This is a genomic window from Paludibacterium purpuratum, assembly GCF_004363805.1.
In the GTDB taxonomy this organism is placed as follows: Bacteria; Pseudomonadota; Gammaproteobacteria; order Burkholderiales; family Chromobacteriaceae; genus Paludibacterium; species Paludibacterium purpuratum.
On record NZ_SNZP01000003.1, the window covers coordinates 73,701 to 89,234 of the forward strand.

9 protein-coding genes are annotated in these 15,534 nt (G+C 61.0%); 5 read left to right on the forward strand and 4 right to left on the reverse strand.

The window, feature by feature from the left end; translation table 11 throughout:
• The first annotated feature begins 8 nt into the window (after window positions 1-8).
• The 3 genes from DFP86_RS04370 (at window position 9) to DFP86_RS04380 (ending at window position 3,019) form a co-directional block, all read left to right on the forward strand.
• Window positions 9-806, forward strand: coding sequence for a TatD family hydrolase (locus DFP86_RS04370; protein WP_133678797.1), 798 nt, complete (start codon window positions 9-11; stop codon window positions 804-806).
• Window positions 803-1,576, forward strand: a complete 774-nt coding sequence (locus tag DFP86_RS04375) for an MBL fold metallo-hydrolase (protein ID WP_208108224.1) — start codon at window positions 803-805, stop codon at window positions 1,574-1,576. Before DFP86_RS04370 ends, DFP86_RS04375 begins: the two co-directional genes overlap by 4 nt.
• A gap of 240 nt (window positions 1,577-1,816) precedes the next feature.
• Window positions 1,817-3,019, forward strand: a complete 1,203-nt coding sequence (locus DFP86_RS04380) for a dicarboxylate/amino acid:cation symporter (RefSeq protein ID WP_243729301.1) — start codon at window positions 1,817-1,819, stop codon at window positions 3,017-3,019.
• A gap of 85 nt (window positions 3,020-3,104) precedes the next feature.
• On the opposite strand, the gene trpS is transcribed toward DFP86_RS04380, so the two are convergent.
• Window positions 3,105-4,127 (reverse strand): tryptophan--tRNA ligase, encoded by a 1,023-nt coding sequence (gene trpS / locus DFP86_RS04385; protein WP_133678798.1) that lies wholly within the window; start codon window positions 4,125-4,127, stop codon window positions 3,105-3,107.
• Between the two features lie 210 nt (window positions 4,128-4,337).
• Window positions 4,338-5,159, reverse strand: a complete 822-nt coding sequence (gene ppsR / locus DFP86_RS04390) for a posphoenolpyruvate synthetase regulatory kinase/phosphorylase PpsR (protein WP_133678799.1) — start codon at window positions 5,157-5,159, stop codon at window positions 4,338-4,340.
• Window positions 5,160-5,457: 298 nt separating this feature from the next.
• Between ppsR and ppsA the strand changes: the two genes are divergently transcribed.
• Both ppsA and DFP86_RS04400 read left to right on the forward strand, forming a co-directional pair.
• Window positions 5,458-7,845 (forward strand): phosphoenolpyruvate synthase, encoded by a 2,388-nt coding sequence (gene ppsA / locus DFP86_RS04395; protein ID WP_133678800.1) that lies wholly within the window; start codon window positions 5,458-5,460, stop codon window positions 7,843-7,845.
• Window positions 7,846-7,999: 154 nt separating this feature from the next.
• Window positions 8,000-8,872: a DMT family transporter gene (locus DFP86_RS04400; protein WP_133678801.1), complete on the forward strand. Its 873-nt coding sequence runs from the start codon at window positions 8,000-8,002 to the stop codon at window positions 8,870-8,872.
• Between the two features lie 89 nt (window positions 8,873-8,961).
• Here the strand turns inward: DFP86_RS04400 and DFP86_RS04405 are convergent, their stop codons facing one another.
• Both DFP86_RS04405 and mfd read right to left on the reverse strand, forming a co-directional pair.
• On the reverse strand, window positions 8,962-11,907 hold the full coding sequence (locus DFP86_RS04405; RefSeq protein WP_133678802.1) for a ricin-type beta-trefoil lectin domain protein: 2,946 nt from the start codon (window positions 11,905-11,907) through the stop codon (window positions 8,962-8,964).
• Window positions 11,908-12,066: 159 nt separating this feature from the next.
• Window positions 12,067-15,471 (reverse strand): transcription-repair coupling factor, encoded by a 3,405-nt coding sequence (mfd, locus tag DFP86_RS04410; protein WP_133678803.1) that lies wholly within the window; start codon window positions 15,469-15,471, stop codon window positions 12,067-12,069.
• Window positions 15,472-15,534: the final 63 nt, after the last annotated feature.

Sequence of the window (15,534 nt, forward strand, 5' to 3'; positions counted from 1 at the left end):
GATGCCCCATGCTCGTCGATTCTCATTGCCATCTGAACTTTCCCGATCTGGTCGCCCGGCTGCCCGAAGTGATGGATACCATGCGCGCGGCACAGGTGACCCATGCGCTGGTGATCGGCGTCACCCTGCCGGATTTTCCTTCGGTACTGGCGTTGGCCGAGGCGCACGACAATCTGTGGGCGACAGTCGGCGTCCACCCGGACAACCAGGACGCCGTCGAGCCGACGTGCGAACAATTGGTGCAATTGGCTAGCCACCCGCGCGTGGTCGGCATCGGCGAAACCGGTCTCGACTATTACTGGTGCAAGGGCGAGCTGGGTTGGCAGCACGAGCGTTTTCGCACGCATATCCGCGCCGCACGCGAATGCGGTCTGCCGCTGGTGGTGCATACCCGCGAGTCGGTGGTCGATACGCTGCGCTTGCTCGACGAGGAAAACGCCGGCGATTGCGGCGGCGTCATGCATTGTTTCACTGAGGATTGGGACAGCGCCAAGCGCGCGCTCGACCTGGGCATGCACATCTCGATCTCCGGCATCGTCACCTTCAAGAATGCCGCCCAGGTGCAAGAGGTCGCAAGCAAAGTGCCGCTCGACCGGCTGCTGGTGGAGACCGATTCGCCCTACCTGGCTCCGGTACCTTATCGCGGCAAGCAAAACCAGCCGGGGTACGTGCGACATGTGGCCGAGTTCATCGCCGGTCTGCGCGGCATACCGTTCGAACAACTGGCCGCTGCCACCAGCGACAATTTCTTTCGGCTGTTCGCCAAGACCGGGCAACGAAGCCACATCCAAGGAGAGGTGTCGTGAGCCAGGCCGTCGAAGTCGTTTTACTGGGCTGCGGTTCCAGTTCCGGTACGCCGGTCATCGGTTGCGATTGCCCGACCTGTCGCTCCGACGATCCGAAGAATCGTCGCCGTCGCGCCAGCCTGGCCATCCGGAGCCAAGGCCAAACCTTCCTGATCGACACCGGGCCGGATTTGCGCGCCCAGGCGTTGGAGCACGGGGTGGACTGGCTCGACGCCGTACTCTATACCCACCCACACGCCGACCATCTCAACGGCATCGACGACTTACGCGCATTTTGCTATCGCCGTAAGGGGGCGCTGACGCTGTACGGCAACGCCTTTACGCTGAAGAACATTCACAGCCGCTTCGGCTATGCCTTGCACGCGCCATCCAGCCATTGGGACAAGCCGGTGTTGTCCCCCGTGGAGGTCGACCGTCCATTCGAGCACGGCGGCGTATTGTTGACGCCGCTGCCGCTGCAGCACGGCGCTTGGCCCTGCCTGGGCTGGCGTGTCGGCGACATGGCCTGGTTAACCGACCTGTCGACGATCCCCGATACCACTTTGCCGCTCCTGTCCGGCGTGAAGCTTGTGTTTCTCGATTGTCTGCGCCACGCCCCTTACCACTCGCACCTGTCGGTCGAAGAATCCCTTGCCTGGGCCCGTCGCATCGGCGCCGAGCGCACCGTGTTGATCCACATGACCCACGAATTGGAATACCACGCACTGCAAGCGCTGTGTCCGCCCGGCGTCGAGGTGGGGTATGACGGCATGCGCTTCCAGTTGGGTTGAAGCGCGCCGGATCGCCACCGACTACGCTTGTCGCGGCCACCTGGCAAATGTGGCGGTGGGCGCGCGGTTTTTGCTGCGATTGTCCCGTTAATTGCCATGACGAATGCGTGATTTTTTTGTAATACGTCTGAATGTGGATGACAGACGTTTATGCGAAAATACATTTAAAAATCATGCATTTGACGCGTAAAAAATCTCGGCCGAGACTGGAGGCTTTCTGACACTGAATGGTGAGTTTAAGTGGCGATCCATGCTAGAAAGTTTCTGCCGCCCTGGGCGGTTATTCTGTTGTCGATGGTGCTGGGGGTCGCCGCCGGCATGGTGCTGGGCGAAGACGCCGCCCGTCTCCAACCGCTGGGCGACCTGTTCGTCGCCTTGATCCGCATGGTGGTCATGCCGGTGATCTTCGTTTCGCTGGTGTGTGCCGTCACTTCTCTGCACGACTTGACGCGCATGCGCCGCATCGCCTGCAAAGCGCTGGCGATCTACTGTGGCACCATGATGCTCTCGGCGGCGCTGACCATGTCGTTGGCCGAGGCATTCGACATCGGCCGCGGCCTGTCCTATGCCCGCCAGGCGGAGGTGCCTGGCGCCGCGATGGACTGGTCGTACCTGATGCCTGCCAATCCGGTACAGGCGATGGCGCAGGGGCAGGTGATGCCGGTGATGTTGTTCGCGCTGCTGTTCGGTATCGCCATCAATCTGAGCGGCGAGGCCGGCCGGCCGGTGGCGCACTTCTTCGAGTCGCTCAACCATGTGATCTTCCGGCTGGTCGGCATGCTGTTGCGTTACGCGCCGATCGGCGTGTTCGCCCTGATGGCGGCGGTGAGCGCCACCTGCGGACTTGATATGCTGTCGCAGTTGGGCGCGTTGGTGGGGACGCTTTATCTGGCGTGCCTGCTGATGCTGACCGTGGTGTACGGCACGCTGTTAGGCCTCGCCGGGCTCAACCCGCTGCCCTTCATGACCAAGATGATTCCGGTGCAGTTGTTCGCCTTTTCTTCCTGTAGTTCCAACGCCTCGCTGCCGATGACGCTGGAGACGGCCAACCGGCTAGGCGTGCCGCGCGCCATCTCGGCCTTTGTGCTGCCGCTGGGCTCGACCGTCAATATGAATGGCCTGGCCATCTATCTGGGCGCCGTGGCGATCTTTGCCGCCAATGCCGCAGGGGTGGAGCTCTCCTGGATGCAAAAGGCGATGGTCATGCTGACCGTCACCTTCGGCGCATTGGGCGCGGCCGGCATGCCGGGTACCGGGCTGATCGTGATGAGCCTGGTGCTTACCAGCGTCGGCCTACCGCTGGAAGTGATCGCGGCCGTGGCGGCGGTCGATCGCATCATCGACATGATCAATACCTCGACCAATGTCTCGGGCGATGCGCTGGCGGCGGTGTTGGTGGCGAAAAGCGAGGCGGACTTCGATCGCGAGGCTTATTCGGCGTAGGGTGCGTTCGCGAAGCAAGGCACCAACCGCGTCATGGTGGGGTGCCTTCGGCGCCCCCCTACAGCCGTTCCGATAGCGACACTGTTTAGAAGTAGTTGATGCCCATCGCTGCTTTGACATCGGACAGTGTCTGGCCCGCGGTCTCGCGCGCCTTCTGCGTGCCCGCTTTCAGAATGGCCATCACTTGTGCCGGATCCTTGGCGTACTGTTCGCGGCGTTCGCGGATCGGCGCGAGCAGCGCTTGCAGGATGTCTTCCAGTCGGCGTTTGATCACCATGTCGCCCAGGCCGCCGCGACGGTAGTGGGCTTTGAGCTCTTCTACCGCGGCCTGGTCGGCATCGAAAGCGTCGAGGTAGGTGAACACCACGTTGCCTTCCACTTGCCCCGGATCGGCGACGCGCAGGTGGTTGGGGTCGGTGAACATCATTTTCACCGCCTGGCGGATCTCGTCCGGCGAGGCCGACAGCGCGAGCGCGTTGCCTAGCGACTTGGACATCTTGGCCTTGCCGTCGATGCCGGGCAGGCGGGCGCCGTTTTCCGGCACCAGCGCGCGACATTCGACCAGGATCTCGGCATTCACGCTGTTGTTGAAGCGGCGCACGATTTCGTTGGTCTGCTCGATCATCGGGATCTGGTCGGCGCCGACCGGTACCACGGTGGCCTTGAAGGCGGTGATGTCGGCGGCCTGTGCGGCCGGGTAGGTCAGGAAGCCGGCCGGAATATCGCGCTCGAAGCCACGCAGCTTGATCTCATCCTTGATGGTCGGGTTGCGTTCGAGCCGCGCGACGGTCACCAGGTTCAGATAGTAGGACGACAGTTCGGACAGCTCGGGCACCAGGCTCTGGATGAAGATGGTGCTCTTGGCGGGATCGATGCCGGCGGCCAGATAGTCGAGCGCCACCTGCAGCACGTTGTCGCGCACCTTGACGTAGTTGCCCATGTTGTCGGTCAGCGCCTGGGCGTCGGCGAGCAACAGGAACTGCTTGCAGACGTCTTGCAGTACCACGCGGTTCTTCAGCGAACCGACGAAGTGGCCAAGATGCAGCGGGCCGGTGGTGCGGTCGCCGGTCAGAATGATGTCTTGGCTGCTGACTTTTTGCGAATCCATGAAACAGTCTCCATTTTTCAGATTTTTGGAGACCGCCAGCCGACGTCCGGAATAAAAAAACCCGGGGTACGCCTGGCAGGCTGCCTCCGGGTGTTTGGGTACGACTCTCCCGGTGCGCCTAGTTGCGGCGCCACCACCAGTTGGAGAGGCGTTGGGTCGAATCGATCATGTCGGGTATATCACCACGTTGGGGCGTTTCCGTCAAGGCGGTCAGAAATGACGTTCGAGCGTGGCCTTGTGCATGATGGTCGAGGCGATTTCCTCGATCGACTTGTGCGTGGTGCTGATGAACGGTACGGCGTGCTGGCGGAACATCGACTCGGCCTCGTTCACTTCGAATCGGCAATTGTCCAGGCTGGCATAGCGCGAATCGGGCCGGCGCTCTGAGCGGATGTGGTGCAAGCGCGCCGGGTCGATGGTCAGGCCGAACAGTTTACTGCGATAGGGCAGCAGGATCTTGGGCAGCGAAGTCGTGTCCAGATCCTCCGGGGTCAGCGGATAATTGGCCGCCTTGATGCCGTACTGCAGCGCCAGGTACAGACAGGTCGGGGTCTTGCCGGAGCGCGACACGCCCACCAGGACGACGTCGGCCTCGGCCAGATCCTTCAGCTTGACGCCATCGTCGTGATTGAGCGAGAAGTTCACCGCTTCGATACGGTGATCGTACTTCTCCTCGCTGATCATTCCGTGCGCCTTGCCCATCGTCAGCGAGGCATTTTGACCCAATTCGGCCTCCAGCTCGCTGATGAAGGTTTCGAAAAAGTCGATGGTCAGCGCGTTGTCGATCTTGAGTACCCGGCGGATTTCCGGATTGACGATACTGGTGAACACCAACGGCTTGTGGTGGTCGATCTGCGCGCGTTCGCGAATGCGCGCGGCCAACGCCTCGGCCTTCTCCACCGTATCGATGAACGGCACCGTTTCGCGATGGAACTCCAGCGTGTCGAACTGTGTCAGCAGGGTCTGTCCCAGCGACTCGGCCGTGATGCCGGTACGGTCGGAAATGAAGAAGGCGGAGCGGTGGTGTGGCATGGATGCACCTATTTGCACAAGAAAACTAGTAATCAAGTATACCGCGTTGCCGCGATGACGCTGGAGTTGTCATAGGGGTTTTCGTGCAGCAGGTTGCCCGTCCCTTGTAGTTTGAAGACTACATTAACTTTATGTGAAGATATTTTTATGAGGGCGGCATGCTCTTGGTATTGTCGAAAATGCGCCTGAAACCCCGACAAATCGGGATTGTGCAATGCAAAATGGACTACGCAAACTACAGGCTATTCGGATAGAATTAGCACTTCTACCGTTCCAATCCAATACAGGAAATGAAGTGATGGCAGAGAATTACGTGATCTGGTTCGAGCAGCTGCGAATGACCGATGTCGAACAGGTGGGCGGCAAGAACGCCTCCCTGGGTGAAATGATCAGCCAGCTGGCCAGCTCCGGCGTCCGCGTGCCGGGCGGTTTTGCAACCACAGCCGAAGCCTACCGTGATTTCCTGCAGCACAACGGCCTGGCCGACCGCATCAATGCGGCGCTCGCCAAGCTCGACGTGGAAGACGTGTCCGAACTGGCGCGTGTCGGCAAGGAAATCCGCCAGTGGATCATCGATATCCCGTTCCCGGAAAAACTCGAACACGACATCAAGGTCGCTTGGGACAAGATGGTGGCCGATGCGGGCGGCGCAGACATCTCGGTGGCCGTGCGCTCGTCGGCGACTGCAGAAGACTTGCCGGACGCTTCGTTCGCCGGTCAGCAGGAGACCTTCCTGAACATCCGCGGTCTGGAAAACGTGAAAGAGGCGATCAAGCATGTGTTCGCCTCTTTGTACAATGACCGCGCCATTTCCTACCGCGTGCACAAGGGCTTCGCCCATGACGTGGTGGCCCTGTCGGCCGGTATCCAGCGCATGGTGCGCTCCGATCTGGGCGCTGCCGGCGTGATGTTCACCATCGATACCGAATCCGGTTTCGAAGACGTGGTATTCGTCACCGCCTCCTACGGCTTGGGCGAGACCGTGGTGCAAGGTGCGGTCAACCCGGACGAATTCTATGTGCACAAGCCGACCCTCGCTGCCGGCCGTCCCGCCATTCTGCGCAAGAACCGCGGTTCCAAGCTGATCAAGATGGAATTCACCGACGCCTCGCAAGCCGGCCGCTCGGTTCGCACGGTCGATGTGGCCGAAACGGAACGGTTGAGCTTCTCGATCTCCGACGCCGAAGTGACCGAATTGGCCAAGTACGCGCTGATCATCGAAAAACACTACGGTCGTCCGATGGATATCGAGTGGGGCCGCGACGGCCTCGACGGCAAGCTATATATCCTGCAGGCACGGCCGGAAACCGTGAAGTCGCAGGAAAACCGCGTTGAAACCCTGCGCCGTTACCGTCTGAAGAACAAGTCGAAAATCCTGTGCGAAGGTCGCGCCATCGGCCAGAAGGTGGGCCAGGGCGTGGTACGTCTGATCAAGAACGCTTCCGAGATGGATCGCGTCAAGGCGGGCGACGTGCTGGTGACCGACATGACCGACCCGGATTGGGAACCTGTGATGAAGCGTGCTGCCGCCATCGTAACCAACCGTGGCGGCCGTACCTGCCACGCGGCGATCATCGCGCGCGAACTCGGCATTCCGGCCGTGGTCGGCTGCGGCGACGCCACCGATGTGCTGTCCGACGGCATGGCGGTGACCGTGTCGTGCTCCGAAGGCGACACCGGCAACATCTATGATGGCCTGCTGGACATCGACATCATCGATCTGGCGCTCGACAAGATGCCGAAGAGCCCGGTCAAGATCATGATGAACGTCGGCAACCCCGAACTGGCCTTCGACTTCGCGCAACTGCCGAACGAAGGTGTGGGCTTGGCCCGCCTGGAGTTCGTCATCAACCGTCAGATCGGCATCCACCCGAAGGCTCTGCTGGAGTTCGACAAGCAGTCGGACGAACTGAAGGCGGTGATTCGCGAGCGCATCGCCGGCTACGCCAACCCCGTGCAGTTCTATGTCGACAAGCTGGCCGAAGGCATCGCCACCCTGGCCGCCGCGTTCTATCCGAAGAAGGTCATCGTGCGCATGTCGGACTTCAAGTCCAACGAGTACGCCAACCTGATCGGCGGTCAGGCTTACGAGCCGCACGAGGAAAACCCGATGATCGGTTTCCGCGGCGCCGCGCGCTACGTATCGGAAAGTTTCCGCGATTGCTTCGACCTCGAATGCCGTGCCTTGAAGAAAGTGCGCGACGAAATGGGGCTGACCAACATCGAGGTGATGATCCCGTTCGTGCGTACGCTGGCCGAAGCGCAGAAGGTGGTTGAGCTGCTGGCCGCCAACGGCCTCAAACGCGGTGAAAACGGCCTGCGCCTGATCATGATGTGCGAGTTGCCGACCAATGCCGTGCTGGCCGACAAGTTCTTGCAGCATTTCGATGGCTTCTCCATCGGCTCCAACGACATGACTCAGCTGACGTTGGGCGTCGACCGCGATTCCGGCGGCCCGATCGCTTCGACCTTCGACGAGCGCAACGAGGCGGTCAAGGCGATGTTGTCGATGGCCATCCAGGCTTGCCGTAAGCAAGACAAGTACATCGGTATCTGCGGTCAAGGCCCGTCCGATCATCCGGATTTCGCCAAGTGGCTGGTGGAAGAGGGCATCGCCACCGTGTCGCTCAACCCGGATACCGTGGTGGAAACCTGGCTGTACCTGGCCAAGGAACTCAACGCCTAAGCCAGGCCGACGCCTCCAGATGCCGCTCGCGGGCGGTGTCGATAAACGAAACCCACGACTTGTCGTGGGTTTTTCATTATTCGACAACCCAAGCCCGGCACGCGACAATATGTATTCGAAAACAATAAACAACCATGCTTAGGCATGGAATGAAATGGGGTTGCCGGTGCCGTATCTTGCCATTCTGACCGCGATGTTCCTGTGGTCGAGTACCTTTGTCGTCCTCAAGCTGGTTTTTGCCGTATTCGATCCGATGGTGGTGCTATTTGCCCGTATGTTGGTGGCCTCGCTGTGCCTGGGCTTGTTGATCTGGCTGCGCGGGGGCGTGCGCTGCGACTATCGCGAGGGCGACTGGAAGTGGCTGTTGCTCATGGGCTTGATCGAGCCCTGTCTGTACTTTCTGTTCGAGGCCAATGCGCTGCGCTATACCAGCGCGTCGCAGGCCGGGATGATCACCAGTGCCATGCCGTTCCTGGCTTCGCTCGGTGCCATGTTGTTTCTGCACGAGAAGCTCGGCCTGCACAAATGGCTGGGCATGCTGGTGTCTTGCGCCGGGATCGTCTGGTTGACCTGGTCTGGGCATCCGGATAGCCACGCGCCCAATCCGCTATTGGGCAACCTACTGGAATTGGCCGCCATGTGCTGCTCGGCGGCCTTTGTGCTGATCGTCAAGAAACTCTCCGATCGGTATTCGCCGTTGTTGATGACCGGTATGCCGGCGTTGATGGGCTGCCTGTGGTTCGGTGCCGGCCTGCTGCTGCCGGGGGTGCAGCTACCGCACGCGTTTCCGCTCATGCCGAGCTTGCTGATTCTGTATCTTGGCGCAGGCGTGACCCTGGGGGCTTATGGTCTGCATATTTGGGCGGTCACCCGGGTCCCGGTTTCCGTGGCCGCCTCCTTCAACAATCTGATTCCGGTCATGACCGTGTTGAGCGCCTGGGCGGTGCTGGGCGAAACGCTTTCGCCGATGCAGATGGTGGCTTGCCTGCTGGTACTCGCCGGCGTGCTGGTCGGACAGCGCCGTTAGCCTGATGGCGGTTGGCGGATTGCCTTCGGTGCCTTCACCCTACGAGCAGGTGTTTCGCTCGTAGGGTGGATGCACCGCCGGCTCCTCGATCAGCGTCGGGCGGGATCGGCGTGATCCCAGTGCCAAGTGTCGTGTCCTACCGGGTGCTTGTCGTCGATCTCCACTTGCTGTTTGTTGTTAACGGCCAACCTGTTCGGCGCCCAATCGAGGTTGGCCAACTGGTTCGCACCATCGAAAAGCCAGTGCTTGTTCGATCCGGGCAGTCCGCAATCTTCCAGCCGCGCCGATTGGCCGCTGGACACCAGGCATTGCTGATAGTGCAGGTTGCGCAAAGACAAGTCGCTTTCGAAGCGCCACCGTTGCTCGCGCGCACTCGCCTGGCAGTTGGCAAGATCGACGCCGATCCTCCCTTGACCGGTGATTTTGGCGGCCAGGCACAGATCGCTGATACGGTCTATGCTCGACCGCCGCCAGCGCAATGCGCGGAATTGATCCGTCGGCGCCATATTCCGGGCGTCGCCGACGTATTGCAGATTGTGTAACGCCCAGCGCTTGGCCTGCACCGCCATCCAATCGGTCGGGCGGGCACCCAAATCGTCCGGCGCCATCGGCTTGCGCGGCGAAGTCGTGCCGGCCGGCTGCTGATAACGCCAGCGGTAGCTCTCGTACTGATCACTGGGATTCGCTACGCCAATCGATACGCTTTGGCCGGCATTGCTGCGGGCATGAAAGCGTAGCGAGAGCTTGGGGTTGTCTCGCAACAGCAACTGATCGCCGCCATCATTTGCCCTTTCGTCTTTTTGTTCGCAGATACGCTGGTTATTTTTCCCGACATTACATTTCCGCGTGCTGTACCAGGCCCAGCGCTGGGAGGGTTCTTCCGGCCGACATGGCTGCAACGCCGCGTAGCCGGTGCTCTTGTAACCAAGTCCTGGCGCATTGTAGAGCGAGGCTTGGCCGAGCTTATTGCGGTTGCGTCCTAAGCAAAATCCCGGGAAAGCATCGTTCACCAGGGTCGCGTCGGGGTTGAGCGTCCAGCGCTGCGCCTTGTCGCGCGAGGCGCATTCGCGGACATCCACGCGCTTTTCGCCGGCCGCGAATGACCACGGCGTTTCATCGAGCACGCTCAAGCAGCGTGGCGCCGAATACTCTTTGCGGTGTGCGTCGTAGTGGAATACGCCGCCCTGCAGAACGATCTGCCGCTCGATGGGCCGCTCGACTTGCGCGATACCCGTGGCGCCGATCTGTTGGGGCAGCGGTAACGGGGTTGCGCCTGCGGGCGTTCTGGCGGCAAGCCAGGTATAGCTGCTGCGGTCTGCGCGCGTGTAACCAAAGTACGGAAAGCCGTGAGCCGCTTCAAGCACGCGGAAATCGTCGCGGACGATCGGGTTGATCCGCGAGGCGATGTAGACCTCGAGGTCGTTGCTTCTATGGTCTTGCCCCACCCATAGCAGCTCCCATTTTTGCGGGCGTCTGCGCTGATCGCAGCGTTGCAGCCCGGCATAGATCGGATACTCGTCATCGGCGCGTTTCGCCAGGCTAATGTTGCCGAGGCAATAGTCGCGATAATGGTTGCTGACGATTTGTCCTTGGCGCAGTAGCCATTGCTGCGTCGAAGCGGCGTTACAGGGCCGCAGACGGGCGTAATGTTCGCTGGTCACCAGCAGATGCGCATCGCCGGGTTCGGCCGTGAGGCATTGTTGGCGGTTTTTGAAGACATAGAGATGCGCGGCGTCATCTTGAATCTTCCTGACCGGGTAGCTCCACGGATCGGCACTCGGTTTCTGCACGGAACGATCTTGCACATTCGCGGCCGCGATCGCCTGTGCTTCAAGCAACTTGCGCTCTGTCGGCATGTGGGAGAGCGGTTGCCACTGGGCCTGAAAGCGCTGATCCACGGGCCAAGCGAAGAAACGCTGGCTGTCGGCGTGGTAGCTGAGTTGCAATTGGGGGTTGGTCTGGTTGACGATTTGTCCGCCTTCACGCCGCCAGCGCTGTTTGGGGTCGCTTGAATTGCAGCGTTCCAGCGAGGCGTCTTGCGTCGGCACGATGCCGCTCAAGCATAATGTCGGCGCGGCGAGGTTGTGCACGCTGCCGTCATCGAGCAATGCCCAACGTTGGGTCGCGTACTCGGCATTGCAGTGGGCCGCGTGTAAGCGGCGGCCGTTTTCCTCCTTGAGTCCGCTCTCCTTCATGTTGAGCGGGCCCGCCGCCAGACATCGCCCCCCCGGCATGGCCCATTGCTGGTAGGGCCGGCCGGCGCGTGTCAGCTTGCGCTGGATCGTCTCGTCCGGCGCGTAATATTTTTTGATCGCCTCCTGGTCGAGTTTGGACAATTCCTGAAACTTATTGCCCGTCGCCATCAGACCTTGGCGCATGCGCACTCTCAGCACGTCCATCGGATCGCGCTGCTTATCCAGGCGCTCAGGCGTTTGGACCACGCTGTATGTGATGGAGTCGAAATCGAGCGCGATGCTGTTGTCGGCGTAGTATTGCTGCGCTTGCTGGGTACGCGCCTTGTCCATGAGCATATTGATGCGCTCGTTCTCGTGCGAGAAGCCCAGCACATGCATGAGTTCATGCACGGCAAGCGCCCGGTTTTTGCAATGGGGCGTGTCGGCAATTTGCAGGAACGCGCTTTGACCCCGCCCCTGGCTTGCTTTGCCGCAAATGTTCTTGTCCACGCTCCACGGCATCAGCGAAATTTTCAGCCGGTCGGGATGTTGGGTTTTTGACTGGGTTTCATCGATGAAAACCACTTGTTTGTTGGTGAGGGTCTGGATGTGGTTCATGGCGTCGAGAATTTCTTGACGCGCCACTTTATCGGCCACGATCGGTAGCCGCGCGTTATTCCAATCGCGCGTCGCGGGCGAGGCCAGACTTTCGAACTCGAAATAGACGACGCCGTTCTCCCATAAATACCATGTCCGGTCGGCGACGAAATGATGGGGCATGGCATGGCCCCAGGCGGCACTGGGCGCGAATAACCATGAAAGTGCGAAAAGCACGCGGCGCGTGCAGAAGAACTCTTGCATGAGACAGGAACTCCTGGCGGTTGTGAAAGGAAAGTGCGCCGCATGGCGGTGCGCTATTTAGTCACGACCTATCGGAGTTCAATCTGTCCTTAGGCGGATTTGGCCAGGTTCCGTCGGGTGGTTCGGCCTTCTCTGTCGGTAGATGAGGCCTTAGGGGCCTTAGCTCAATTCCTTGAACAATTCCTTCACTCGTACCACCCTGAGCGCGACGTCGTCGATGGCGACTTCGACGCGCAGCTTGTCCTGGCCCGCCAGCCGATAGTTCCGTTTGCTTTGGATCAGACCAATGATCTTTATCGGCTCGATGGGCGGGTTGGGGATGAAGGTCAGTTGGATGGCGCTATCGCTGGCATCGACTTTCTGCACGCCAAGTCGTTTGGCGGCCAGCCGCAGCCGGTGGCTGTCGATCAAGGTTTTGACCGCTTGCGGCGGCAGACCGAAACGGTCGACCAGTTCTTCGTGAATGGCATCGACCTCGCCATCGGTCTCGCAGGTTGCCAGCCGTTTGTACAGCACCAGTCGTTCATGCACGTCCGGGCAATAGCCTTCCGGCAGCAGCGCAGGGCTGTGCAGGTTGATTTCGGTGCTGACGCCCAGTGGCGCGTCCAAGTCGGGCTGGCGGCCCTTCTTCAGATCGCGCACTGCTTGTTTGAGCATTTCGGTGAACAGCGCGAAGCCGACTTCCTGCATCTCGCCCGATTGCCCTTCGCCCAGTACCTCACCCGCGCCGCGGATTTCCAGGTCGTGCATCGCCAGGTAGAAGCCCGCGCCCAGTTCGCCGGACAGTTGGATCGCCTCAAGCCGCTTGGCGGCGTCGCGCGTCATGCCGTCGGGCGTGAGCAGATAGGCATAAGCCTGGTGGTGTGAGCGACCGACCCGGCCGCGCAACTGGTGCAGTTGCGCCAGGCCGAATTTGTCGGCGCGGTTGATCAGGATGGTGTTGGCGTTGGGAATGTCGATGCCGGTTTCGATAATGGTCGAGCACAACAGCACATTGAAGCGCTGTTGCAGAAAGTCGCGCATCACCTGTTCCAGTTCGCGTTCGCGCAGCTGGCCGTGGGCGACGCCGATGCGCGCCTCCGGCACCAACTCGGTCAGCTTCTCGCGCATGTTCTCGATGGTGTCGACCTCGTTGTGCAGGAAGAACACTTGGCCGCCACGTTTGAGTTCGCGCAGCATGGCCTCGCGGATGACGCCGTTGGACAGTGGCGAGACGAAGGTCTTGACCGCCAGTCGCCGCGATGGCGCGGTGGCGATGGCCGAGAAATCGCGCAGCCCCTCGAGCGCCATCGACAGCGTGCGCGGGATCGGCGTGGCGGTCAGCGTCAGTACATCGACATTGGCGCGCAGGCGCTTGAGTTGTTCTTTCTGGCGTACCCCGAAGCGGTGTTCCTCGTCGATGATCACCAAGCCCAGGTTCTTGAACTCGATATCCGGCTGCACCAGTTTGTGGGTGCCGATGACGATGTCGACCGTGCCTTTTTGCAGTCCTTCCAGCGCCGCCCGGCTTTCCTTGCCCGAACGAAAGCGCGACAGTTCGGCGAGCTTGATCGGCCAATCGGCGAAGCGGTCGCTGAAATTCTGAAAATGCTGCTCGGCCAATAGCGTGGTCGGCACCAATACGGCCACTTGCTTGCCGCCCATCACGGCGACGAAGGCGGCTCTGAGCGCGACTTCGGTTTTGCCGAAACCGACATCGCCGCACACCAGACGATCCATCGGCTTACCGGAACACATGTCCTCGATGACGGCGTTGATGGCGGTTGCCTGATCCGGGGTTTCCTCGAAGCCGAAGCCGGCGGCGAAGGCATCGTAGTCGTGATGCGAGAGGGTGAAGCTGTGGCCTTCGCGCGCGGCGCGCTGGGCGTACAGATTGAGTAATTCCGCAGCGGTATCGCGTGCCTTTTCCGCGGCCTTGCGCTTGGCTTTTTCCCACTGCGGCGCCCCCAGGCGGTGTAGTGGTGCCGAATCGGTCGCGGATCCGGCGTAACGCGAAATCAGATGCAACTGCGAGACGGGGACGTAGAGCTTGGCATCGTCTGCGTATTCGAGCTGCATCATTTCGCTGATGCCTTCGCCCAAATCCATGGAGACCAGGCCCATATAGCGACCGATGCCATGTTGCTCGTGCACCACCGGATCGCCAACCTTGATTTCGGCCAGGTCGCGCAATACGGCATCGGACTGCGGACGTTGGCGCGCGCGTCTGTTCTGGCTCTTGGCGATGTGCTGATAGAGCTCGGTTTCGGTGATGACGGCGATGGCCGGTGTGGTGAGCTGAAAGCCGCGGTAGAGCGGCGAGACGGTCAGCGCCAAGGGATGCGTGCCGGCGAGGAAGGCCTGCCAGCTATCGACCGTTTCCGGGCGGATACCGTTTTCGGCCAGAAACTGCAGCATGGTCTCGCGCCGGCCCATGCTTTCGGCAATCAACAGCACGCGCGCCGGTTGCTGGCGCAGGAAGTCGCTCAGCCGGTGCAGCGGTTGCTCGGCGCGCCGGTCGACCGCTAATTCGGGAAGCGGCAAGGTGCCGGGGCAAGGCTCGCCCACGCTCGGGATTTCGATGCGGGCGAAATCCTTGAGACGGCGCATGATGTCGTCCGGCCGTAGAAACAGTTCCGCCGGCGGTAGCACGGGCCGTTCGCTGTCGCTACGGGCCATTTGGTAGCGGCCGTCGACCTCGCGCCAGAATTGCTCGGCATCCGCCACGTCGACGCGGTAGAGCGCCAGTAGCGATTGTTCGCCGAGATAGTCGAACAAGGTGGCGGTCTGGTCGAAGAACAGCGGCAGGTAGTATTCGATGCCGGCCGGAAACAGTTGCTGCGAGACGTCGCGATAGATGCGGCTCTTGGACGGGTCGCCTTCGATTTTTTCGCGATAGTGTTGGCGAAAATGCGTGACGCCGCTCTCGTCGGCCGGGTATTCGCGCGCCGGCAGCATGCGGATTTCCTGCACCGGATACAGCGTGCGCTGGGTATCCGGATCGAAGGTGCGCAGCGTTTCGATTTCCTGGTCGAACAGGTCGATGCGGTACGGCAGCACCGAACCCATCGGGAACAGATCGATCAGGCCGCCGCGCAGCGAGAATTCGCCGGGCACCATCACTTGAGTGACGTGATTGTAGCCGGCGGTGACCAGGTCGGCGCGCAGCTGTTCGACGTCGAGCGTCTCGCCGGTCTTGAGGAAAAAGGTGCGCGACAGCAGAAAGGCCACCGGCGGCAGCCGGGTCATGACGGTCGACAGCGGCGCCAACACCACGTCGCACTCGCCGTGACGGATCTGCCACAAGGTGGCCAGCCGCTCGCTGACCAGGTCGCTGTGCGGCGAAAAATGGTCGTAGGGCAGCGTTTCCCAATCGGGAAACAGCGCCACGCGTAGCGCGGGATCGAAGAAGGGCAACTCGGCCTGCAGCCGTTGCGCCGTTTGTGCATCGGCGGTAAGGATCAGCAGGGGACGGCCGGCGTGGCGGGCCAACCCGGCAAGCCAGGCGGCATCCAATCCGTCGGGCAAAGTGCCGATGCGTTGTTTCTGTCCGGGTGAGGGAATATCTGGGTATTTGTCCAACATAAAATGCTTCACATTCATGGCGCTCACGGTATTATACCAGCAGCCCGAAGGCGGTTTCAGAAA

Bases quoted from the DNA above. Each gene is read 5' to 3' on its own strand.
- DFP86_RS04370 (WP_133678797.1), top strand. From the start codon at position 9: ATGCTCGTCGATTCTCATTGCCATCTGAACTTTCCCGATCTGGTCGCC.
- trpS (WP_133678798.1), bottom strand. From the start codon at position 4,127: ATGGATTCGCAAAAAGTCAGCAGCCAAGACATCATTCTGACCGGCGAC.
- ppsR (WP_133678799.1), bottom strand. From the start codon at position 5,159: ATGCCACACCACCGCTCCGCCTTCTTCATTTCCGACCGTACCGGCATC.
- ppsA (WP_133678800.1), top strand. From the start codon at position 5,458: ATGGCAGAGAATTACGTGATCTGGTTCGAGCAGCTGCGAATGACCGAT.
- DFP86_RS04400 (WP_133678801.1), top strand. From the start codon at position 8,000: ATGGGGTTGCCGGTGCCGTATCTTGCCATTCTGACCGCGATGTTCCTG.
- DFP86_RS04405 (WP_133678802.1), bottom strand. From the start codon at position 11,907: ATGCAAGAGTTCTTCTGCACGCGCCGCGTGCTTTTCGCACTTTCATGG.
- mfd (WP_133678803.1), bottom strand. From the start codon at position 15,471: ATGTTGGACAAATACCCAGATATTCCCTCACCCGGACAGAAACAACGC.